Raw genomic sequence first — 23,254 nt, forward strand, 5'->3', positions numbered from 1 at the left:
CAACTTACTACCTCATTCATTACGCATGAGATCAGCCAGCTGTTGTTGGCTGGGAGGCGTTAACGGTGCTGTTGCCAAAGGGAGATCATGTGCATTGAAAAAGCGGTGGGGCGCCCCACCATGGCGTTTGCCTTTACCATCTTCCTGACGCATTGTTTCCCTATCCCCATGAGACGCAAAGGAATTATCGGCAGCAGCCAGGCTTTCTTTAGCCCCACGCATATATATCCGAGAGAAATTCACGTCAAATTCCAACTGGCGCTTCAATGCCTCTATTCCATCAAAGGAGATCTCGCTACGTAAACGCAAACAGGGAATGACCGTAATACGCTTCCCATAGAGATCTCCCTTGAAATCAATCAAATGCACTTCAAGCACCGGGCGCTTACTTCCTACCGTAGGACGCCACCCTACATTCAATGCACCCGCATAGTAGGCACCATTTTCCAGAAAAACGGCAGCGGCATACACACCACTGAGTACCAACGGAGCATCCGGCAAGGGAATATTAGCCGTTGGAATACCAATGGTGCGCCCCAGTTGACGATCTGCAATCACTCTTCCGCTATAGCCATAGGGTCGGCCCAACAAGCGGGCGGCTGAATCAAAATTCCCCGATGCCAACAGAGTACGAACACGACTGCTGGACACTCGGCCACCTTCGGCATCAAAGGTCTGTGTATGTTCTACACGAAAACCGGCATGCGCTCCTGCCTCCAGGAGCAAATGAAAATCTCCATCGCGGTCACAACCAAAACGGAAATCATCACCCACGACGAGATCACTGATTTTAAGCCCATCCACCAGTACTTTCTGAATGAACGCTTGTGCCGATAATTCCCGAAGGTGCCGATTGAACGGCAGACACAACACCTGATCCACACCATGCTCGGCAAGCAGCTTGAGCTTGTCACGTAATCGCGTCAGACGAGGCGGTGCCTGCTTCCCCGCAAAGTACTCACGTGGTTGCGGCTCGAATAGTACGACGGTCAACGGCACCTGTGCTTCACGTGCACGGTTATGCAACTGTTCGAGCAAGGCAACGTGCCCCTGATGCACACCGTCGAAATTGCCGATCGTGGCAACGCCGCCCTGGTGCTCGGCACGAATATTATGCAGTCCTCTAATCAGTTTCATAAAACCCCTTCCAGCGAACCATCATCGCCCAGGGAAGCTGCAACGCCGATACCTGCGTGCGCACCCTTTTTACACCACATTCATTTTGAAGTGAGAAAGGCGAACTCCTGTTATCCACAACCAGCCGAAGTAGCCAACAATAGAGATGCCAATAGTCAATAACATGACCAACACACGGTGAATGGCATGCCACTGTGTCCACACCTGCCACGAGGGTACGAAGAGGTAAAGGCCGACTACCAGCAACACACAGCCGCTGCCTACTTGCAGCAGAAATTTAAGCATATCTTTATCCAACGTCAGGATACGACGCTTGATCAAACCACGCCCCAGTAGCCCCGCGTTTACAAAGGATGCCAATACTGTCGCCAATGCCAACCCTACGTGCGCCATGGGCCACACTAGAATCAGGTTAAAAATGATGTTCGACGCCATGGCCACAATACCAATACGAACCGGTGTCCGTGTATCCTGCCGCGCATAATAACCGGGTGCCAATACCTTTATTAACATGTAGCCGATCATGCCAAAACTCAAGGCACGCAGACTTTTTGCCGTCATCACCACATCGTAATTGTTCATGGCGCCATAGTGGAAAAGCGTGATCAACAAAGGCTCGGCCAAAATAAAAATGGCCAACGAGGCAGGCAAACTAACGATGATGACCGATCGCAGCCCCCACTCAATCATTCTTGAAAAACGTACTGGATCCTTGGACGCATGCCCGCGTGAAAGCGCCGGCAAAATAACGGTGCCAATAGCCACACCGACGATGCCGGTGGGGAGATCCACCAAACGATCAGAGTAGTACAGCCATGACACACTGCCCGTTACCAGAAAAGAGGCCAGCATGGTATTCAATAGCATGTTGATCTGCGCCACAGACACACCGAAAAGCGCAGGCAGCATCAGCTTGAGAATACGCCGTACGCCGGGGTGCTTGAAATCCGGCCAGGGTCGCGGCAATAACTTGAGTTTAGCGAGAAATGGAAGCTGAAAGAACAGCTGGATCAACCCTGCGATCAAGACTGCCCATGCCAACCCCATGGCAGGGACGGAGAGGTGCGGCGCCACCCAAAGCAATGACACAATCATCGACAGATTGAGGAACACCGGTGTCAATGCCGGTACTGCGAAACGTCCCCAACTATTAAGCACCGAGCTACAAAAAGCGGTAAGAGAGATCAATAGTAGGTAAGGGAAGGTGATACGCAGCATTTCCGCCGTCAATGACAAACGGCCCGGGTCCTTGGCAAACCCGGGGGCAAACACCCATACCAGCCAGGGCGTTGCGGCAATGGCCACCACGGTCAGTATCGAAAGTACCAACGCAAGACTACCTGCCGTGGCATCCAGCAGGCGTTTTGTTTCTGCTTTGTCACCTTCTGTCGCATATTCGGAAAGCACCGGTACAAAGGCCTGATTGAATGAGCCTTCGGCAAACAAGCGACGAAACAGGTTGGGAATCCTGAAGGCTACAAAAAAGGCGTCCGCGCCACCACCGGCACCCAACAGTGCGGCGATCAAAATATCGCGAACCAATCCTAACCCTCGAGAGATCAGCGTCATACTACCGACAACAGCGCCGGATCTGAGCAGTCCTGCCACTCCAAGCTCCTTGCATAAAGCGGGGATAATTCCCCCGTTCATCAATATTCAGTCGCGTCTATTGTGCTGAAATTGGCGGAGAGACGCTAGCACTCGATATTTTTTATGGGAAAGCACATGGTAACCAATGAATCGCATGCACAAAAAAACCGGCCAAAGCCGGTTTTTTTACAGCACAAGACCGGCTCAGGCAGCCAGCTTTTTAATTCGTGCGTTCAAACGGCTCTTGATACGAGCCGCTTTTTTCTTGGCAATTACGTCCTTGTCAGCGATGCGGTCGATGACCGGCTGTGCTGCCTTGAACTCAGCAGTAGCTGCAGCGTGGTCGCCATTGGCAACCGCTTTCAGTACGCGTTTGATGTAAGTACGCACCATTGCGCGCTGGCTGGATTTCAGGACACGACGCTTTTCAGACTGACGTGCACGTTTACGGGCTTGTTTAGTATTCGCCACCGTCTACTCCCTAAGGTTATCGACAGTAAAATTTAAGGATTCGTTTTAACTCTTTCCTGTTTCCCTGATGCCCATCTGCCTGATCGAATGAAGCGATCCTTCAGGAAAGCTATCCGTGGCGTTTTCACACGTCATCAGGTACTGGCTTCAGGAAAACAGATGTGGTCACTTTTGCCCTGCAGAGTGCATGTTTGGATACACCTTTTACGCACACGTGCATATAGCCGGTGCATACTCTACAGCGTGCCTTTCGCACATGGCAGCGTGTTCCCTGACTGATAACAGCAGTAACAACGGCGGCCCTGTAGTGACAGGCAGCTCTCAGGGACAAAGCCGTGACCACACGGGCCATGTCTGAGAGGATGCAACATTCTAGCAGCGTCTTACGCCGCATTCCAGTCGAAAATGGTATCTGATGGCGTTTTAGGCAGACAAAGGGATTCGAACTCTCGACATCCATTCAGCCATAAGCTTATCTTTCAACTCTTTCAACAAAATGCATAGAGCGGTTCTTCATTCAGCCAAAACCAGATTTGCTACCATTTTGTCAAAACCGTGAAGATAAGCGGCCATGATCACAAGACCACTAAATTATCGCGATGCACAAGATCCGGTGATTCGACAAATCCCAGTAATGATTCAATCTCTGCACTGGGGTGCCCCATAATGCGGGAGGCCTCATCAGCTTCGTAGTTTACCAACCCTTTGGCGATCACATGACCGTCCGGATCAAGACAGTGCACCAAATCACCACGCTTGAACGTTCCTGCCACATGCGTTACCCCGACAGACAACAGGCTGGAGCCGTGTTTTACAAGACGTTCAACCGCGCCCCAATCCAGCGTCAACTCCCCACGGGCTTGGAGATGCCCAGCAATCCACTGCTTCCGCGCTGTCATGGGTGCATGTTCTGGCTTGAGGAGGGTACCCAATACCTCACCCTTCACCAAGCGCGAAATCACCTGTGGCTGACGACCACTGGCAATAAATGTCACTGCACCGGAGCGCGCCGCTAAGCGGGAAGCACGTAGTTTGGTCGCCATACCCCCTCGCCCAAGCTTTCCGCCACCGCCTGCAATAGCATCAAGAGACGGATCTTCGGCATCTGCCTCTTCAATCAGGGTTGCTTCAGGATTGGAACGTGGGTCTGCCGTAAAGAGCCCTTCCTGATCGGTTAACAAAATAACCGCTTCTGCCTCGATCAGATTGGCCACCAATGCTGCCAGCGTATCATTATCCCCAAAACGGATCTCGTCATTGACTACGCTGTCGTTCTCATTGATGATCGGTACAACATCCAGATCAACCAGACTATTCAACGTGGAACGCGCATTAAGATAGCGCTTGCGGTTTGACAGATCATCATGCGTCAACAATATCTGCGCACTCATGACAGAGTGCGCAGCAAACTGATCTTCCCAGCAGCGCACCAATGCTGATTGACCAATAGCGGCAGCGGCTTGCAGCTCGCTCAGTTCCGTGGGGCGTTGGGACCATCCCAGGCGTGCCATTCCCGCAGCAACGGCGCCCGAAGATACAATGATCGGATGAATGCCGCTTTGCCTCAACGCAATGAACTGATCCACCCAGGACGCAACACGATCAGTATCCAGCCCCTGACCGTCATTAGTCAGCAGTGCACTGCCAATCTTGATGACAATGGCACGTGCCTGCCCCAATGTTTTACGATTCAGAACCTGACTAACCATGGCCTTGTTTCCTAACTCAGGTTTTACCGATTAGCGAACATATTCGACTTCAACATCAGTATCATCGTCATCCCAATCATCATCGTCGTTCACTTCCTCATGACGACGCTTGCGAGACATACGCTCTTCCGTGCGCCGAATAGCTTCCTGTTCAAGCCGTTCGATACGTTCCTGTTCACGTTGGGCAGATTGTTCATTATCCCGAATTTCAATACGCTGCTCATCCAACCAGCGATGAGCAGACTGTACGAGTTCAGCACACCCTTCTCCACTCGCGGCAGAGATACGAAATACCGGACCTTCCCACCCCAGACGCTTAACCAGATCAGCCACTTTGGCATCCCGCTCTTCCGGGGCAATCAGATCGAGCTTATTGATAACCAGCCAGCGGGGTAAGGAAGCAAGCGTTGGGGAGAAATTTTCAAGCTCAGCACTGATCATATTGATGGCATCAACCGGATCACTTCCATCAATCGGGTCGATATCCACCACATGGAACAGCAAACGCGTACGCGACAAATGCTTGAGGAAACGTAACCCCAGCCCCGCCCCTTCCGAGGCCCCTTCAATCAAACCGGGAACATCTGCAATCACGAAATGCTCATGGGAACCGATTTTCACGACGCCCAGATTCGGCACCAGCGTGGTAAAAGGATAGTCAGCCACTTTGGGGCGAGCCGCAGACACAGAACGAATCAGTGTGGACTTGCCCGCATTGGGCATGCCCAACAAACCGACATCCGCCATCAACTTCAACTCAAGACGCAGCTCACGGCGTTCGCCTTCCGTTCCCGGCGTCGTCCGCCTTGGAGCACGATTGGTGGAGGACTTGAAATGAATATTCCCCAACCCTCGATAACCACCCTGCGCGACTTGCAGCTCCTGTCCAGCTTCAGTGACATCACCAATGACTTCAAGCGTCTCAACATCAATCACCGTAGTCCCTACCGGCACCTTGATGAAAAGGTCTTCTCCCTTGCGGCCACTCATCTGGCTCCCCTGTCCGGGACGACCATTTTCAGCCTTGTAGAAACGCTGAAACTTGAAATCGATCAATGTGTTGAGGGATTCATCCCCCACAAGATACACACTGCCACCGTGCCCACCATCACCGCCGTCCGGCCCGCCCTTGGGAACGAACTTCTCTCGGCGAAAGCTCATGCACCCCTTACCCCCTTTACCCGCTTCAACGGTAATGGCTGCTTCATCCACGAATTGCATGACGTCTCCTGGCCCTGTCAGGGCATTCACTTTGGTCGGACGACGAAGCACTCAACAACCCGTGAAGAGCAGTTTGGCATGGCCTTGACACAACTGCCTCAAGCGTATCGACGTCTTTCTCGCAAAGGGATTAGGCCCTTGCGACAACAAACCGGTTTATAACGTTTTCGGAACTTTCGAAACTTTTAGAGATTTCGAAATCTCCAGAGCTTCATTATAGGCCACACCACAGCGGATTGAAGCACGTGGTATGGCAAGATAAAGACTTGGGACATGAATACCCAAGACAAAAGAACCCCGCAACAGGGCGGGGCTCTCTTGGTTCAGACCCGATGAGAACATCAGAGCCTGTGTAGCGCTTAAGAAAAATCCCCTAAAGGACTTCCGAATTGCGCGAAAACATACTATTACGCAGGAACAACACTAACGAATTTGCGTTGTTTAGGGCCTTTGGTCTCGAATTTAACGTGACCATCAGTCAGTGCGAACAGAGTGTAATCCTTGCCAACACCTACGTTAGTGCCCGCATGGAATTTGGTTCCACGCTGACGAACGATGATGTTACCTGCGATAGCCGCCTGACCACCGAACAGTTTAACACCCAGGCGTTTGGATTCTGAATCGCGTCCGTTACGCGTACTACCCGCTGCCTTCTTGTGAGCCATTGCACATTACCTCGCTTTGGGGAAGTTCTGAATTACGCAGAAATTCCAGTGATCTTGACTTCAGTAAACCACTGACGGTGGCCCTGACGTTTCATGTGGTGCTTACGGCGACGGAACTTGATGATGTTCACTTTATCACCGCGACCATGAGTGACGACTTCAGCAGTCACCTTGGCGCCTTCGACCAGCGGAGCACCAATCTTGACTTCGTCACCACCGATCAGCAACACCTGATCGAAATCAACAGTTTCGCCAGTCGCAACTTCAAGCTTTTCCAGCTTGATACGCTGACCTTCTTCAACACGGTACTGTTTGCCACCGCTTTTAATTACTGCATACATTGGGATATCTCCAGAGGACTCATCTCGAAGTGGTGACAGCCACGCGGGCATTTCAACACTTCACATATCGCTGCTTGGTTTACCTGATTCGATTGGCACCCCTCTTGGTACCATCTAACAGGGAGCACGACGAGTTTTAGGGTCGCGTAGTATAACCTCCATCCGTACGTTTCACAACTCCCCACCTACTATTTTTCCCTTGCTCTAGAGTATAACAAATCCGCCAGCCACCGCTTGCAGCTTGACGCCCCCGCTACACCCCCCTAGCATACCGGCAAGACAAAACTGAATTGGTCAGATTTACGCCCTGTGAATCGGCTATCCACCCTTTGCGAACTTCGGTCTGACGCTTAAGCAAAACTTCAAGGAAAACGACAGTAAAGTCGTCGATAATAGTCGCTGAAACCGAATTCGTATCAAGAAGACAACATCATGGCATTACGAGATCTACCGACCCACGCCCCAGTGGCCGACGACTTTCTGGCTGTCAACCGCACTATTCAGGAACGCCTTGCTTCCGACGTCCCCCTGGTGGAAACCATCGGACATTATATTGTCGAGAGCGGCGGTAAACGCGTGCGCCCTCTTCTTGTATTGCTGGCTGCACGTGCACTGGGATACGAAGGCGACAAACATGTTTTGCTGGCGGCGCTGATTGAGTTCATGCATACCTCTACCCTGCTGCACGATGACGTCGTTGATGAATCTCATATGCGCCGTGGCAAGACCACCGCAAACGACGAATGGGGCAATGCCCCCTCCGTGCTAGTGGGGGATTTCCTTTATTCCCGCTCATTCCAGATGATGGTTGATGTCGGCTCGATGGACATCATGGCAGTACTTTCCGGCGCCACGGCCACCATTGCCGAGGGCGAAGTTCTCCAGCTAACCAATATCGGTAATGCCTCTATCGATGAAGCTGATTACTTCCGCACCATTCAAGGCAAAACAGCCATGTTGTTCGAAGCAGCCTCACATACCGGCGCCATGCTGACACAAAGCAGTGCCGAACAGATCGAGGCGCTACAACTGTATGGCCGCCACCTGGGCCTGGCGTTCCAACTGGTGGACGACCTGCTTGATTATCAGGGTGACGCTGATGCCATGGGCAAAAACGTCGGGGATGATTTGGCCGAAGGCAAACCGACCCTGCCGCTGATCCATGCAATGAAGCACGGAAATGAAGAAGATGCTGCACTTATCCGCAAGGTCATCGAACAAGGCGGCGGTCTGGATCACCTTGAGGAAGTACTGGCTATCATCGCACGGACAGGTTCGCTGGAATACACGCGCGAAAAAGCGCTGGACATGCGTGATCGGGCGTTGAAAAACCTCGAACACCTTCCTGAAAGCTCTTACAAGGAAGCCTTGACCATTCTTGCTCATCAGGCTGTCGAACGTACCGCCTAGGAGGAATGGCGCATCTTCACTTGCAAATATGGAGTGAAGGATTATAATGCGCACCACTCTTTACGTGCCTTGACCTACCGCTAAAAGCCATGTAGATCAGGGTGTTGGGAGATATTGAAATCGGAAGCATAATTTTAATATCGCAAGAGTAAAAGTGTCGGAGTGTAGCTCAGCTTGGTAGAGCACTGTCTTCGGGAGGCAGGGGTCGAAGGTTCAAATCCTTTCACTCCGACCAGAAATATATAAAAAACCGCCAGTTAGCCGAAAGGTAGCTGGCGGTTTTTTTGTTATACCTGAAAACGTGACCAAAACGTGCCACTCTGCCTCTCAAAGTAAAATCACTCCCCAAACACATGAAACATTCATAAATCCTGTATGCAACATGGCTAGGAACACACCCATCTGGAGTGATAACCTGTCTCCAGATTGATATCATGCCAACATAGGTCAATAGAAAAGAATCAAAATAAAAAACGGCAGGATTATAAAATAATGAAATATATAACGTTCCTCTTTTTAACCCTATTTTCATGCATCTTATTGACTAACGTAGCATTCGCACGATGTGGTGCACTGGGTTGCATGGGCACAGGCAGTAACCCCCACAGCCATTATGTAAGAGGCTATTACACCAGTGGATACCGCTACAATAGTTATCGCATGAGTCGTCTACGTAATATTTATGGCTATCACCGCTCTATGACGTCTCATTATGTCCGTGGTCACTATCAAACGAACCCTAACCAGACTCAGTATGATAATTATGGTACTCGAGGAAACTATAATTATCACAATCACAGGTTCGGCACCCGTATACCGCATTATTAAAATCCGATCGTCACGTCACCCTACATACAATAAAAACCGAAAATGGATGAATATAAAACCTTGATATAAATACATTGCGGCCATGTTTAAAGCGTTGAGGCCCTACCCTCCCAGGAATTTACCGTGACCTTACTACCGGATGCTCAACCGCGCAGCAAATCCTCTGTGAACATGGATTCATCCAATTTCCATTGGCTGTGGTTCGCGCGCGCTTCCTCCATGGCAACTTCCGCCATTTCCATGGGGGCTTTTAGCCTTATAGCAGTGAGAGAACTTCATGCCACCCCCTTTATGCTGTCTCTCATTACCGCAATTTCAGGTATATTCGGAGCTCTCCTTGCCTTCCTGCTCAGTGCCTATATAGACAGACGAGACAAACGGCCGACCATGTTATGCGCAGATATTGTGAGATCTCTTCTCTATCTATCAATACCCTTGGCCGCCATGTTTGGAATACTCACTTTTACACAACTCCTGATGGTGAGTGCTGTATCCACTTTCTTCGGCATCGTATTCGGCGGCGTTTCCACTGCTTATATTAAAGACCTGATCCCTCCTGACGGAAGAACACGAGCAATTGCCAGGCTAAGCTCAACGGCGTGGCTGTTTAATACAATAGGGCCAGCACTTGGAGGGAGCATTATCCAATGGGTGGGCGCTACAGCCACGCTAACAGTGACCAGTGTGGGGCTGATTATATCGGCTCTGGGAGTTACACGTATTTCACACGTCGAAGCACCTCCTCTTCCTGCACAAAAAAGGCATTTCCTGAAAGAGTCTCTAGCAGGCTTTAACAAGATTCATCACACGCCCATGCTGCGCCCTCTCTTCGTCAATTCGGTACTCTTTGGCGGAATTATTGCCTGGATCAGTCCACTGGAATCAATGCTACTGTTGAAAGACCTGCAATTACCTGCCTGGCAGTATGGCCTGACGCTCGGACTACCCTGCGCTGGAGGAATCGTGGGGGCGTGGCTAGCCCCTAAGCTAGGCAAGCGTTTTGGCGAACGATATATGATGAATATATGTTCTGTACTACGTGGACTGCCAGTGATAGCGATTCCATTTATTCCAACAGGGCCATGGAGCTTTCTAGAAATCGCCGCCGCCAATTTCTTTTTGCTGTTAGCTGCAGGTGGTTTTGGAGTGCTCTATATCCCTATTAGAATGCAGGCCATGAATGACGCCTATATCACACGCATCGTGACGGCATTCACACTATCCTCAAGACTCATTGCTCCTATGCTGGCATTGGCAGGTGGCATAATAGGTACATATCTTGGTATACGTATGGGGATCTTTGTTGGCGCACTCCTGTTGATCTTTGCCAGCGTTATTCTTCCTTATAGAAATAGCCATGGAATAGGCAAGGCCCACCATATTTGAGCATCATGGGCCTGCTCTCTTCTATCTCACTAATCAACCCAGCGAATAAACTCATTAATCACTGATGTGACAATCAGTTGATCATAACGTAAGTTATCCAGTTCATTTCAGCGTGAGTGACTTCATAAATAAAAATTCTTTAAATTATTTTACAAGAACATTTCGAGCGCCATTTAATCCCCAGATAAAACAATATCACTATTTCCGCGCGCTCATCATGGCATCTGCCATTTTATAAGCCATGGTCGCAACATTACGTAGATGTTCACGCTGTTGGTAAGGTATTCCCTTGATTTTATCAACTTCAAAACCGGTAATTGCCTGCCCAGCAAACCAATCTCTTAGCTCAATATCTGAATCAGTCATTTTCGGTTTATCAATACTACTCAAATTCAATGATGGAAAAGCCATCGAATCACTCATAAATTCTTCTCTAAATAATTTTTACTCTATTGCATGCGTCGTCCGATGCTTCAGGTACTCTTACTCATTCCCACCAGGTTTTAATTCCACCAGATAGGTAATAAGCAGAACATGACCAGAAGGATACGCATGGGTGAACCCCCTGATACTGGCAGGACAATCACCGATACGTGTCGGTCATATGAAAGCACTCAGTATGGACAGGATAAGTATCCAAGACTTTTCCCATTAATTACGCGGACACCGGCATACTGCGGGAACAGGACAAATCCACAGGCCAATATACCTGTATGATCAGAAGGGAGGGATTACATGGTGGTGAAGGCAATATTCAAAAGGGTAAATAATCCTGATTGAAGGAATAAACAAGAAGAAAGTTGTGCCCCCTATAAAGTTGTTCCCCCTTATAGAGCACACGCCCTCTTCATCCAAAAATGGACATATACTTTGGCGACACACAATATGAACCAAAAGTACACATACAGTCAAGTACTTTTGGTTCATATTATTATAGTAATCAACTCTTGCCGCTAGAAGAGCTAGCCGCGGAATAAGAGCGCCTTCTCACAGGCTAATCAAAAACTTCCCACCAAAAAATTCGGCCCAGGATTGTCAGCCCTTCCTCATTGTCCAGGCTCACCACTTCTTCCGGATATTCATCCGCATTATCACTGACTAAACGTAGTTTATTCAAAGGCAATTTATATAGGCGTTTGATACGTAACATGCCACCATGATCCAGCGCATAGATTTTGCCATCAAAGATGGTATTGCATTTTCTATCAATCGCAACAGATGAACCATCCGTTAGCGTAGGCACCATGGCATTGCCGTGAACTGTGGCAAGTGCCACCTGCTCAGGAAGGATACCTGCTCTATCCAATTTGGCACGGCTGAATGTCAGTGATGTATCAGAAGACTCAACAACCTGACTAGCGCTTTTGTTCTGAGTATTGCTGCTCGAACACGCCACCTCACAGATCACCGGCAAATCGACATAAACAGGCGGCTGGGCAAGGCCAGACACCTCGGGCTGGGAGGGATTGGGCTGATCCACCTTCAGGACATCGGGGACTTCGCCCACACCATATCGCAGCCACTCAATGGGAACCCTGAGCACCTGCGCAATGTTGGCGATCTTGTCATCACCGGGTACCGACTCACCGTTGAGCCATTTACTTGCGGCTTTGCCCGATACGCCAGTCAAGCGCCTCAGGTAAGCACCGGAGCCATGTTCTGGCACAGCATTCTGTTTCAGGGCTGCCCGTAGTCGAGCGGCAAACTCGTCTCGCCATTTCTGCCTGTCATTTGAAACCATAGGTTCAATTATGAACCTGATGGCGTTAAATTTCAGTTTATTTAAGTGGGTATCCCAACCACTCAATTAGCTAAGCCAGATTAATATTTAAGCAAAATCTTCCAATATCACTGAAAATAGGCAACCTTATCTCACAATTACAATGCAAAGTGTCCAGCACCTGCCGCTGCCAATGCGAGCATCCCACCCGCCATATTGACGTTTTTATAGAAATGCAAGAAGAGATCACCTCTCGCCTGTTCAGGTGCTTTCCAGTATGCATGCCCCAGAAACGCGGTCACCAATGTATGAAGAGCAAGAATGATGGCGGCGAAAGGAACGAAAATACCTAACAGGATACATGTCCCAAGAATAACCTCTACACCCATGGCACCCGCAGCTGACATGGGTGGGAAAGGAATCCCCAGACTCGCAACGTATTCTACCGTTTCGGGGTAACGGATGAGCTGCCTGATCCCAATGATCAGGAAGTAAACGGAAATAAGTATGCGGGCTAGTAAAAGCAAAAGATCAATATTCATAGGGTCTCTTTTCGAGTCACTGGGTAATACCAAGACAGCCGCGAAGCCGTGCATTGCTCATACATGAAAGGAATCGATCCCATTGTCTGGGAATCAGATACCTCGGTGAGTCAAATCTACAGTTTCAACCATCGGCAAAAGTCAAAATGTGTGGTTTACCAAGAACGAATACTAGAACAGTTTTATCAATGTTGCATAATTTATGCACAAAGATGAAACTAAGAGGCAATTTAACATCTACGAATACAAGCGCTTCTACTTTCGAGGTTAGAACCAAATGACATTATTTTGGGATATCATCTGTTGCAGTAAGGATGAAATTCGTAGCGGGAATATATGAAGTAATAACAAATTATCGACTATAAATACCAAATCATTTTTCCAACGCAGTACAATGAAACCTTCTCCTCTTCTCTTCTACTCACCACGATACTACTGAGTGAGGCGCTATTCATGCTTTTCACTTGCTACCTGAATAGGCCCCACTCAAATATCACCGCCGATTAACGTGGGCGTCTGGCGAAAGAGCACCCCAGCAGAATGATCAACAGAAGTGTCCCTATCAGCAGCACAGGAATGGGATGCCGATAACCCAGAAACACATACCCCAACCAGGTGGCCAACAGGGCAGCGAGCCCGGAGAGGGAGTGGCTCAAGCCAACCAGATCCCCATAATAGGACAAGGTAGCAAAGCGATTTTGTCGCTCAGCCACATGGGCCAGTGCCACGCAGGTCTGAGCGATCACCGAGAGGCAATAAACCGCAAGCAGTAATACCATAAAGGGGAAGGAGATAGCCCCGCCATCCATGAGGATTGCGATAAAAATCACTACATTGGCCGCAATAATTGCCAATAGGTTAACATGCACCTGTGCGTGATTGCTCCAGTATTTCCTCAATTGATAGGAAATATGCGGCGCCACAGTCCCCGCCAGGCCCACGATCAGCATAATGGTTGCCATGAGTCGGGTCTTGTGACCTGAATAATTCAGTACCGACCACAGAAAGAGGTAACCACTACTGAGCTGGATGGCAAAGGACACGCAGGGATAAAAGGCGGGAGAGCCTATTTTCAATGACATGACGATGCGATGGTACCGCTTGATGGCTGTCAGTCTGGAAAAAAAGCTATCAGGCAGTTCATCGTCTTCATCCTGTTCCGCCGTTTCATTTCCACCTGAATAACGCTCGATAGCATCTGCTTCGGACGAGGTATGACTCGTACCGTCATTCATAGTCGATGATGGCACGGCTGAAGTCACCGATCGTTTCTCTCGCTGTACCACCCATTGCCGACATAGGATGGCAGCCAACGTAAGCACTACATTGGCGCCCAGTAGGCTCATGACGGAAACACCTGCCAGCAGATTACCTATGGGGGAAGCGATAACACTTCCCGTAAAAGCCAGTGCGCTATAGAAGAACGTATTGAAGCGTGCAGCATCGTCCTTATTGATCGTTGAAAGTTCGCCCGCATACCGTTCATCTGCAATATCAATGAACACCGGTATAGGACATATCAACACCATATAAGTGATGAGCACCGCATCCAACTGCCCGGGAAAGAAAAATAAGACGCCAATGGCTACAGCCGTAAGCGTCAAATCGTAGAGGTCACACCACAACATCATCGACACGGGTGAGAGTCGATGAGTCAAGGTGGATGCAAGGAAAGCAAAGGCATCGGTCAGATCTTCCAGCGTATAAATAACCGGCCGGAAAACCATCGGCAAAATGCCCAATACAATCAGCGCAGGAACTGCGCTTTCAATCAGACGGGAACCAATGTCGGAAACAACAAAGGCCAGTCCCATAATGACATAGGCACGCTTGAACAGCGCGCAGAAACGCCGAACGCTCATGAAGAGATCCTCAAAAAAGTAAATAAGGGAGATCTAAACTTCAAAAGCGGTCTTAAATCATCGGGGCATCTCTATATTGGCATTATTATGGGGCGGTGGTACAAGGGGTTTGCTACCCCAAAACTACCTTCATAAATAAAGCGTCTTTTTCATTGGTTGTCAATGTGAATGCCGTAATAGTCAACACGGATATACCCTGACGCTGAACATAATCAATTTCACCACTGGCTTCATGCTATATCAAAAGGTTTCCCTGCTGGGAAAGGACGCTTCCACTACGACTTACCGAAGTGAATCGTTTTTTATCGCAATGATCTTTCGAATAAATGCGTTCCCCGATGCCTGAAAATATTGTCAGTCATCGAATATAAGGCCCGTAGATCTGTCATTGAGCATCGTCATTCGCTAAAGTCATTGAATTGAATACAGTCCTTGTCCATTTCATCAGTGGCGCTATTCCTTTAGGGAGTTTTTGTGGAAAAAGAGATTACCGATGCGTTGAAACAGCGGTCTGCGCTTTTCGTGCTTTTCTTCGTCACAGGCATTGCGCTCTCCTCTTGGGTGACGCGCACCCCCGATATCCGCGGCCTTTTGGGCGCCAGTATTGGAGAAATGGGCACATTGATGCTCGGGCTTTCCTGCGGCGCAATGGCTGGGCTGCTTGGCGCCAATACACTCATACGATATAGCTCAACGCGTTGGGTTGCTTCAGGAGGGGTGATACTTCTTCCGATCGGGCTGGTGCTAATTGCGATCAGTTGCCTGACAACCTCTTGGAGTATCATGGTGATCGGGCTATTCATTTTCGGATTCGGTATGGGGAGTTCTGAAATCCCCATCAATCTGGAGGGGAGCCGGCTTGAAACCACGCTCAATAGAACATTTCTACCCAAATTACATGGCTTTTTCAGCAGTGGTGTTACTGTCGGTGCGCTGATTGGCATTTTGCTGACACATCTTGATTTCCCGGTCTATTGGCATCTGGGCTGTGTGGCATTACTCATGTTAGCGCCCATTTTACGCACCTTTGCGGTATTACCTGACCACGGACTGGATAAAACCGATAATTCCGCCACCGCCAGAGCCTCTGGCACACTTATGGCATTATTGAAAGATAAACGACTATGGGGTATTGCCATCATCTGTATGGCCATGGCACTGGCCGAGGGTTCCGCAAACGATTGGTTGCCCTTGCTGATGGTGACAGGACATGGTTTTGACCCATCCACGAGCGCCTTCATATACACGCTGTTCGCGCTGGGAATGGCAATTGGCCGTTTTTTTGGCAACCCTTTCGTTCAACGGTATGGCCGCCCTGTCATCATTTGTATCAGCGCTCTTTCCTGTGCAATCGGGCTAGCGCTCGCCATCTTTACCGAGAGCACTCTGTGCGCCATCCTTTCAGTTCTTTTCTGGGGTATTGGGGCTTCTCTCGGCTTTCCGGTGGCGATCTCTGCAGCCAGTGCCTCCGGCAACAACCCCAGTAAACGCGTCAGTATTGTCGCAGTAGGCGGCTATTGCGCTTTTTTGGTAGGGCCGCCCCTGTTGGGCTTTATCGGCCAACACTATGGATTGAGAGCCTCAATGGTCGTCGTGCTTGCCATGGTGATTATCGCGGCCGTGCTCTCACCGGGAACACGTGCGCGTCTCTCTTCTCATTAACGTCACGCGCCGATAGAAAATAGTAGCTGTTCACCTTTTTCCGGATGAGGTGGACAGCCTGAAACTACAATCTGAATCTATACCTAAAACTACAGCCGGAAGAAAGGGGGTTAGCCTCCGGGGCGGCGATAACGGAAGCCGTCAACGATTCGTAGGCTTTCCTCTTCCGCCATCTGTCCAATCGATTCATGATAGGGGGATTTGATACATACTGGATCCGTTTCGGAGGCATCGCCCGCCAATGCCAGGGCCTGACAACGACACCCTCCCCAATCGATTTCACGGCGGTCACATTCATGGCAGCGTTCAGGCATCCAGGAGGTGCCACGGTATGCCACAAACGCGGGGGACTTGAACCAGATCTCAGCCAGCGTGTGATCTTCAACATTCCAGAACTCAAGGCCGGGAATGGTCTCCGCTGCATGACACGGCAGTACTTTCCCTGAAGGCGTCACGTTCAGGGCCTGACGCCCCCAGCCACTCATACAGGCTTTGGGGTAGCGGGCATGATAGTCAGGAATGACAGAGTCAATCGCCAAGCGCCCTTTCAACCTGATTCTTGCCTCATCCACAACGCGAATAGCACGTTCGGTTTGTTCACGCGAAGGCATCAATGCCGCGCGGTTGGCAAGGGCCCAACCATAGTACTGCGCATGAGCAATTTCGATACGCTGTGCGCCCAGCTGTAAAGCCAGCTCGATAAAATCCTCAACCTGATCAATATTGGCGCGATGAATGACAGCATTGATCGTCAAGGGTAAGCCCAGCGCATTCACATCCTCCGCAAAGGCTCGCTTGCGCGCGTAGGCATCCTTCATATTGGACACTAGCGCCGTGGTCTGCTCATTGGCCCCCTGAAAAGAGAGTTGGACATGATCAATACCCGCTTTTTCCAAACGCTCCAAACGCGTACGATCAATGTTAACACCTGCCGTGATCAGGTTGGCATACAGGCCTGCATCACGACAAGCCTCGGTAATTTGCTCAAGATCCTTGCGCGCCGCCGGTTCTCCGCCGGAAAGATGAACCTGAAGAATTCCCAGTGCCGCTGCCTGTTTGAAGACACGGGCCCAGCTATCAACATCCAGTTCGACATTTTTACGATCCAGCTCAAGCGGATTCGAACAGTACGGGCACTGCAAGGGGCAACGGTGTGTTAATTCACATAGCATCCCAATAGGCACCGGTTTACCTGCTTCAATAAACGCCTGCCGAGCATCTGTTTGAATACCCATCAGCTAAACTCTATTACCTGCCGTACAGACAAACCACTAAAGTACTGGGCTACATCCGTAGCGATGACCGCCCGATCCGCATCAAAACGTTCGACCAGCGTATCGATAATCTCCGCCACACTACGCTCGCCATTCACCAGCGACATGATTTCCCTACCACTCTGATCCAGCTTGAAAACCTTTTCAGGCGCAAGCAACACCCAGCCACCACGCACGGCATCTTCACGCATGCGTACCCCTCGGACCAACCGGGGAATACGATGCTCGTCGGCTGCATCAGGAAAGGTTGAATCAAGAGGGGTTGAATCAAGAGGGGTTGCATCGTGAAGCGGCGTCTCTGTCGGCATTATCATGACTCCCATAAATTGATCAATTCGGTACTGGCCCGCACGTACTCACGACACCGAGTGCACCTGATCCAACACATGGCGCTCAGGATCAAAAGCACCGGGAGGAATATTACCCGGGCTCACATAGGCATAATCCACTGCATCCAGCAAAGTCCACAGCACGCCACATTTGAAAATCAGTGCATTCAGGACATCCTGCTGTTGGTCAGAACGCACCGCATGCTCTTTCACATACTCCAATGCGAAGTTGGCATCTCGTGGCGCCTGCGTCATACGCGGCTTGAAATACGCCAGCGTTTCCGGTGTCACGAAGTCATAATGGCTCAGCATGCCTTCAACGCGGGTATGGATCACACTGGGAGAAAACAACTCTGTCAGTGAAGACGCCACGGCCTCCAATAGGGTACGCTCACGCACAAAGTGCACATAGGCTTCCACCGCATGGCGAGTCGCCGGCAAAATCCGCTCGGTGGATTCCACCATGGTGCGGTCCAGCCCCAAACCATCGGTCAAGGCGAGCCAACGCTGAATCCCGCCTTCTCCGGGATGATCGCCATCGTGATCAATAATGCGCTGACGCCATTCACGGCGTAACGCAGCATCTTCGCAACGTGCCATCAGGCTGGCGTCCTTGATGGGGATCATGGACTGATAGTAGTACCGATTCAGCGCCCATGCCTGCACTTGCGCTTTATTCAGCTTCCCTTGCTGCAAGGCAATCTGAAAAGGGTGATTCGAATGATAACGTTCCGCGCCGATGGTTCTGAGTCGCTCTTCCAGCGCCTCAGGCGACAGAATAGTCCCTTCCTGCAAGTATTCTGCGGAAAGATTCATGATTAAACCTCGTGATTCATCCACATCCATGCCATCAAACGGATCTGACACTGGCCGAACAAGGACGATTAAAATTAAATCCATTCATCACGGATGACGTCTATTCACAACATCGCATTGATTTGATGTCGAAACCGTTACCAATCCGGCTATGCATCGAGTGTTAGCTTCCAGCCATCGTAGGCCACTTCCCAGCCAGCCTTTTCTGCCAGCCGACGTGGCTCACTCTTTTCCATCAGGATGGGATTACTATTGTTGATATGTACGAAGACTTTACGTTTGATATCCAGTGTGCTCAATGCTGCAATGGATCCGTCCTCCCCTGACATGGAAAGATGTCCCATGCGTGAGCCGGTCTTGTGGCCCAGCCCCGCATCAATCAGCTCATCATTGCTCCATAATGTGCCATCGAAAAAGATCAGGTCAGCTCCTCGAATACGTTCAGCCAACGCCGAGGTAACACGGGCGCATCCCGGGATGTAGAAAATACGCTTGCCCTGGAATTCGAAAGCAACACCGATGGTATCTTCATCTTCCTGCCCAATATTATCGCCCTCACCCGGCTGATAAAGCGCTGCCTTGCCTGGCACAGTAAATATCGAAGCATCTAACCCGCCGGGAAGTTCCAACCGTTGTTCAGGAGAGATAACTTCTCGCGTAACCACGCTCTCAGCCAAAACATTGAAGACACCATTCTCTTTGAGGGTCTGGTGCAGCGGCTGAGTAGCCATCAGGGTATAGGGCGTGCCTTCCCTCAAGCTCAATAAACCAGCAATGTGATCGATATCACCGCCCGTCAGCACAACGGTACTTATGGGAGAGTCACGCAGATTTCGCGGATGCAGCTCAGGCGTATGCTGAAGCTGGGCCAGAATCTCGGGAGCACAGTCGATCAATGTCCAGTGTTCATCATCAACCGAAACGGCCAAAGAGGCCTGAGTACGCGGCCTAACCTTGTCGGGTTGGGTGCGCGCGAGCTGACAAAGCCTGCAACCGCAGTTCCATTGCGGAACTCCACCCCCAGCACCAGCGCCAAGGACTATCAAACGTAAAGCGGACGGGGCATGCCCGTCCGCTTTATGATTACCTGATAACACTGATCCTAGAACTCAGCCGGCATGTACTCGGTAATTTCGAGTGCAACGCTGACTTCTTCAATTTTAGGTGCTTCCCATTTCATTTTTAGATGCTCCGCAATAAAAAATGTATAATTTTCGTGAAAAAAATATAGCTTGCCCAAGAAAACTCAAGCTCATTGAGACGGACCACACAAGTGCTGAATGACCATAAGAAACCCCAATGAGGCTGAGCTACCTTGGCGTGGAGTAACATAACATACCGCGCGGATTGAGGGTATATAGCACACTGCACAATTATTACAATATTGCCGATTTAGAAAATAAATCATGCTTTTTTAACAGTGATATGGATATTCTTTCCCATGTTGGGGCTATTCCATGCTCACTCCTCGCGTTTTGATTCCTCATAAGCGTATAACAGTGCGTATAACCACCACGAGGCATACTTCTATTGCAACAAGTGCACGAATGCCTCGGTTGACTGCAATTGCTTAAATAAATATTAAAATTTAAGCGTTACACCCTTATATTCACTCGCTATACTGAAGAAACAATTGGCAATGACTCATTCCGAGCTTTCAGGCCCATGAAACGATATCTCTTCTATAGTGCAGCGCTCATTCTGATTGGTGTCGGCGCAGGTGTAGGCGGTATTGTACTCTCCTTATTGCTGCATGAAACTCAACATCTGGTTTTCGACTACAGCCTGGATTCGGTTTTGCACGGCGAGTCCTTCCTGCATGGTCTCATGAGCATCAACCCTGAACACAGATTCTGGGGAATACTGATGGCCGGACTCGTGGCCACCAGCGGGGGGATATATCTGTACCACAAGCGGAACACATTGGTCAGTGTGCCCACGGCGGTCAAACACCCCTTGAAGAGGATGGCAATAGGTACCAGCCTGTTTCAGGTGATCCTGCAAATAATCACCGTCGCCATGGGGTCTCCACTGGGAAGGGAAACAGCACCACGTCAGCTGGGTGCGTTGTTCGCCAGTGTCTGTGTGCAACACATGGCAAGCAGGAAGAGCGCCTCTTCAATGCCCCTCTTTACCAAAGAAGAGATGGGCATACTCATTGCCTGTGGGGCTGGAGCCGGATTGGCTGCCGTCTACAATGTCCCCTTGGCCGGGGCGCTATTTACCCTTGAAGTGTTACTTCGTCGGCTCACGCTACGCACCGTGCTCTCTTCCTTGTTGACTTCCTTTATTGCGGCCTGGATAGGCTCGCTCGCACTGGGGACAGGTGGGCAATATACCTTTCACGATGCGCCATTACCCGGCATGTTCACCCTCACCCTTTTGGCCCTTCTCACCAGCCCGCTGATTGGAAGCGTTGCCTATTTTTTCAGGCATCTATGTAATCAGGCCAAACATTTGGCGGCTAGCGGGCATCGATTGGCTATCATCTGCATGATCGGCTTCTTACTGGTCGCGATTATATCCATCTGGTTTCCCGAAATACCCGGTAATGGTAAAGGCATGCTTCAAACCGGTCTGGATAATCAATTGCCGCTGACGCTCGCATGTGCCCTGCTCTTTTTCAAGAGTCTGAGCGTTATTGTTGTACTAAGAGGAGGGGTAGAAGGTGGCGTAATGACGCCTAGCCTCGCTATTGGTGGATGTGTGGGTGCCATCATTTTCATGGTGGTGGGATGGGTTCTCCCCTTGGAGGGCTTCCCTGCCTACATCATGGCGGCGGCGGCAGGCTTTTTGTCAGTCTCCATGGCAATGCCAATAACCACCATCGTTCTGGTTATGGAACTGGCACATCTTCCGTTGCCTCTCGTTTTTCCGATTACCACCTGTGTAGCAGGTGCCTGTCTATCAGCGCGATGGCTAACGCAATACGGCTCCCAAATGGCTACCCACAGAATACTGGATCATTAATCGGGGGTGATCCTGTACAGATATACTAAAAGCACCACCTTTGATTAGGCGGCGCAACTAGCCTGCCTATTGATGAGAGCCGCTGCATTGCAGCGGCCCCCCTCAGCTAGATTCCCCAACATTTTTTCTACTTCTTCAGGTATCTCTTTCATCCATGCCATTCTGGGAAATATTTTAATTCATTGTTTCCAAAAGAATTATATCCCTACCCTCATATTTCACTCTCCATGCGACAGCGCCCCCCGGAGTGATATTCACTATGATTTCACACTGATTTAACCTGCAATATGGCACTCTATTTTCGGTCGACGTCTCTCTCTCAATACGGAATCCCTCTGGGAGAGGCGGGGGCTGCTGAGCCAAGCGTCTTCTGGTAAACCAGAATCTGTTTACGCTATATATTCTAGCCTAGTGATAATGAGTATGGATCTCCCATGACACGTTCACTTACCCCCTGGTGTCCGTTCTACATGTCCAGGCGAATACGCCTCTGTTGGGCCATTACTCTATTGGCGGGAGCGGTTGCTGTCTGGAGTTATTTTCAATATTTCGAACTGCCGAAGATTACTACCGGGAAGATCGAGGCACGAGAACTTTCGCACATTGTCATTCTTTATCGGCATGCCGAACGTTGCGATCGGTCGCAAGGTCAATGTTTGAAAGATCCGGCAGGTATTACGGTGAGGGGAAATAGAAAAGCCGCACACCTGGGTGAAAAAATGAGGCAGCTATTTTCGTCCAATTACAGCCTGATGAGCAGTAATACCCTGCGTACGCAACAAAGTGCCAGCTCATTTGCCGGAGTCATGCCAGTCGTTGTCAATAACGAGCTGGATAGCAATGAGTGTACACGCCGGACATTTCCTGCATTCATCAATGCCGTAACACAAAACCCCATGCATAAAATGCAAATCGTATTTACGCACAGTGAATGCCTGGAATTTTTCGCCGCTCATTTCGGCCATAAGGCAATGACAGCCAAATATCTGAGCAATCTGGTACTGGATATTGACCGCCATCACCACGTCAAAGTGTTAGGAACGCTAGCCCTTAACCACTGACGAATTTACTGGCCAGCAGGACCACCCTCGATACCGGAAGGTGTACCACCGCTACCCGGCGCTGCGTGGGGAATGTCACCACCATTCTGCCCACCATTGGGGCCATGTGACCACCAGGGACCACAGCCGGAGAGAGCCACTACCGACAGTGCGCAACATACCAGCATGATTATATTCTTCATTCGAGCCGCCTTGTTGTAAAAACTTTATATGGATAAATAATCAAACGTCTTAATAGATACTTGTACAGCCTGTTAGAT

General features: G+C 49.9%; 22 protein-coding genes and 1 tRNA gene. 6 read left to right on the forward strand and 17 right to left on the reverse strand.

The features are described from left to right. Positions 1-12: 12 nt before the first annotated feature. The 7 genes from ribF to rplU all read right to left on the reverse strand — a co-directional run bounded on the left by ribF (position 13) and on the right by rplU (position 7,134). Positions 13-1,137: a bifunctional riboflavin kinase/FAD synthetase gene (gene ribF / locus LMG33818_RS11030; protein ID WP_442323446.1), complete on the reverse strand. Its 1,125-nt coding sequence runs from the start codon at positions 1,135-1,137 to the stop codon at positions 13-15. Positions 1,138-1,206: 69 nt separating this feature from the next. Beyond that, the gene (gene murJ / locus LMG33818_RS11035) at positions 1,207-2,745 is read right to left on the reverse strand and encodes a murein biosynthesis integral membrane protein MurJ (protein ID WP_442323447.1); all 1,539 of its coding nucleotides are present in this window, start codon (positions 2,743-2,745) and stop codon (positions 1,207-1,209) included. Positions 2,746-2,931: 186 nt separating this feature from the next. After that, positions 2,932-3,198: a 30S ribosomal protein S20 gene (rpsT, locus tag LMG33818_RS11040; protein WP_442323448.1), complete on the reverse strand. Its 267-nt coding sequence runs from the start codon at positions 3,196-3,198 to the stop codon at positions 2,932-2,934. Between the two features lie 575 nt (positions 3,199-3,773). Then, on the reverse strand, positions 3,774-4,907 hold the full coding sequence (gene proB, locus LMG33818_RS11045; RefSeq protein WP_442323449.1) for a glutamate 5-kinase: 1,134 nt from the start codon (positions 4,905-4,907) through the stop codon (positions 3,774-3,776). Between the two features lie 30 nt (positions 4,908-4,937). After that, on the reverse strand, positions 4,938-6,128 hold the full coding sequence (gene cgtA / locus LMG33818_RS11050; RefSeq protein WP_442323450.1) for an Obg family GTPase CgtA: 1,191 nt from the start codon (positions 6,126-6,128) through the stop codon (positions 4,938-4,940). 407 nt (positions 6,129-6,535) lie between these two features. Beyond that, positions 6,536-6,793 (reverse strand): 50S ribosomal protein L27, encoded by a 258-nt coding sequence (gene rpmA / locus LMG33818_RS11055; protein WP_442323451.1) that lies wholly within the window; start codon positions 6,791-6,793, stop codon positions 6,536-6,538. 32 nt (positions 6,794-6,825) lie between these two features. After that, positions 6,826-7,134, reverse strand: coding sequence for a 50S ribosomal protein L21 (gene rplU / locus LMG33818_RS11060; protein ID WP_442323452.1), 309 nt, complete (start codon positions 7,132-7,134; stop codon positions 6,826-6,828). 432 nt (positions 7,135-7,566) lie between these two features. Here rplU and ispB point away from each other — a divergent pair, with 432 nt between their 5' ends. The 3 genes from ispB to LMG33818_RS11075 all read left to right on the forward strand — a co-directional run bounded on the left by ispB (position 7,567) and on the right by LMG33818_RS11075 (position 10,758). After that, complete coding sequence (gene ispB, locus LMG33818_RS11065) at positions 7,567-8,544, forward strand: octaprenyl diphosphate synthase (protein ID WP_442323453.1); 978 nt, start codon at positions 7,567-7,569, stop codon at positions 8,542-8,544. Positions 8,545-8,702: 158 nt separating this feature from the next. Then, positions 8,703-8,779 (forward strand) — tRNA-Pro (locus tag LMG33818_RS11070). Between the two features lie 716 nt (positions 8,780-9,495). Beyond that, positions 9,496-10,758 carry an MFS transporter gene (locus LMG33818_RS11075; protein WP_442323454.1) on the forward strand — a complete coding sequence of 421 codons (1,263 nt, stop codon included), beginning with the start codon at positions 9,496-9,498 and terminating at the stop codon, positions 10,756-10,758. 198 nt (positions 10,759-10,956) lie between these two features. Here LMG33818_RS11075 and LMG33818_RS11080 read toward each other — a convergent pair whose 3' ends face one another. The 4 genes from LMG33818_RS11080 to LMG33818_RS11095 all read right to left on the reverse strand — a co-directional run bounded on the left by LMG33818_RS11080 (position 10,957) and on the right by LMG33818_RS11095 (position 14,882). After that, a complete protein-coding gene (locus LMG33818_RS11080) occupies positions 10,957-11,181 on the reverse strand; it encodes a hypothetical protein (RefSeq protein WP_442323455.1) in 225 nt (74 codons plus the stop codon). Between the two features lie 571 nt (positions 11,182-11,752). Next, complete coding sequence (locus LMG33818_RS11085; protein ID WP_442323456.1) at positions 11,753-12,499, reverse strand: XRE family transcriptional regulator; 747 nt, start codon at positions 12,497-12,499, stop codon at positions 11,753-11,755. Between the two features lie 137 nt (positions 12,500-12,636). Further along, complete coding sequence (locus LMG33818_RS11090; protein ID WP_442323457.1) at positions 12,637-13,020, reverse strand: DoxX family protein; 384 nt, start codon at positions 13,018-13,020, stop codon at positions 12,637-12,639. 503 nt (positions 13,021-13,523) lie between these two features. Further along, positions 13,524-14,882: an MFS transporter gene (locus LMG33818_RS11095; protein ID WP_442323458.1), complete on the reverse strand. Its 1,359-nt coding sequence runs from the start codon at positions 14,880-14,882 to the stop codon at positions 13,524-13,526. A gap of 474 nt (positions 14,883-15,356) precedes the next feature. Between LMG33818_RS11095 and LMG33818_RS11100 the strand changes: the two genes are divergently transcribed. After that, a complete protein-coding gene (locus tag LMG33818_RS11100; RefSeq protein ID WP_442323459.1) occupies positions 15,357-16,544 on the forward strand; it encodes an MFS transporter in 1,188 nt (395 codons plus the stop codon). A 110-nt stretch (positions 16,545-16,654) separates the two neighbouring features. Here LMG33818_RS11100 and pqqE read toward each other — a convergent pair whose 3' ends face one another. The 5 genes from pqqE to pqqA all read right to left on the reverse strand — a co-directional run bounded on the left by pqqE (position 16,655) and on the right by pqqA (position 20,143). Beyond that, positions 16,655-17,779 carry a pyrroloquinoline quinone biosynthesis protein PqqE gene (pqqE, locus tag LMG33818_RS11105; protein ID WP_442323460.1) on the reverse strand — a complete coding sequence of 375 codons (1,125 nt, stop codon included), beginning with the start codon at positions 17,777-17,779 and terminating at the stop codon, positions 16,655-16,657. Beyond that, on the reverse strand, positions 17,779-18,126 hold the full coding sequence (gene pqqD, locus LMG33818_RS11110) for a pyrroloquinoline quinone biosynthesis peptide chaperone PqqD (RefSeq protein ID WP_442323461.1): 348 nt from the start codon (positions 18,124-18,126) through the stop codon (positions 17,779-17,781). The genes pqqE and pqqD overlap by 1 nt, the downstream gene beginning before the upstream one ends. 48 nt (positions 18,127-18,174) lie before the next feature. Next, complete coding sequence (gene pqqC, locus LMG33818_RS11115) at positions 18,175-18,963, reverse strand: pyrroloquinoline-quinone synthase PqqC (protein WP_442323462.1); 789 nt, start codon at positions 18,961-18,963, stop codon at positions 18,175-18,177. A 149-nt stretch (positions 18,964-19,112) separates the two neighbouring features. Further along, on the reverse strand, positions 19,113-20,060 hold the full coding sequence (gene pqqB / locus LMG33818_RS11120) for a pyrroloquinoline quinone biosynthesis protein PqqB (protein ID WP_442323463.1): 948 nt from the start codon (positions 20,058-20,060) through the stop codon (positions 19,113-19,115). A gap of 5 nt (positions 20,061-20,065) precedes the next feature. Continuing rightward, positions 20,066-20,143, reverse strand: coding sequence for a pyrroloquinoline quinone precursor peptide PqqA (gene pqqA / locus LMG33818_RS11125; RefSeq protein ID WP_442323551.1), 78 nt, complete (start codon positions 20,141-20,143; stop codon positions 20,066-20,068). A gap of 485 nt (positions 20,144-20,628) precedes the next feature. Between pqqA and LMG33818_RS11130 the strand changes: the two genes are divergently transcribed. Together LMG33818_RS11130 and LMG33818_RS11135 are read left to right on the forward strand one after the other, a co-directional pair. After that, complete coding sequence (locus LMG33818_RS11130) at positions 20,629-21,933, forward strand: chloride channel protein (protein WP_442323464.1); 1,305 nt, start codon at positions 20,629-20,631, stop codon at positions 21,931-21,933. Between the two features lie 434 nt (positions 21,934-22,367). Then, positions 22,368-22,994 (forward strand): histidine phosphatase family protein, encoded by a 627-nt coding sequence (locus tag LMG33818_RS11135; RefSeq protein ID WP_442323465.1) that lies wholly within the window; start codon positions 22,368-22,370, stop codon positions 22,992-22,994. A 5-nt stretch (positions 22,995-22,999) separates the two neighbouring features. Here LMG33818_RS11135 and LMG33818_RS11140 read toward each other — a convergent pair whose 3' ends face one another. Then, positions 23,000-23,176 (reverse strand): hypothetical protein, encoded by a 177-nt coding sequence (locus tag LMG33818_RS11140; protein WP_442323466.1) that lies wholly within the window; start codon positions 23,174-23,176, stop codon positions 23,000-23,002. Positions 23,177-23,254 lie beyond the last annotated feature (78 nt).

The organism is Cernens ardua, from assembly GCF_051251085.1.
GTDB classification, from domain to species: domain Bacteria; phylum Pseudomonadota; class Gammaproteobacteria; order Pseudomonadales; family Halomonadaceae; genus Cernens; species Cernens ardua.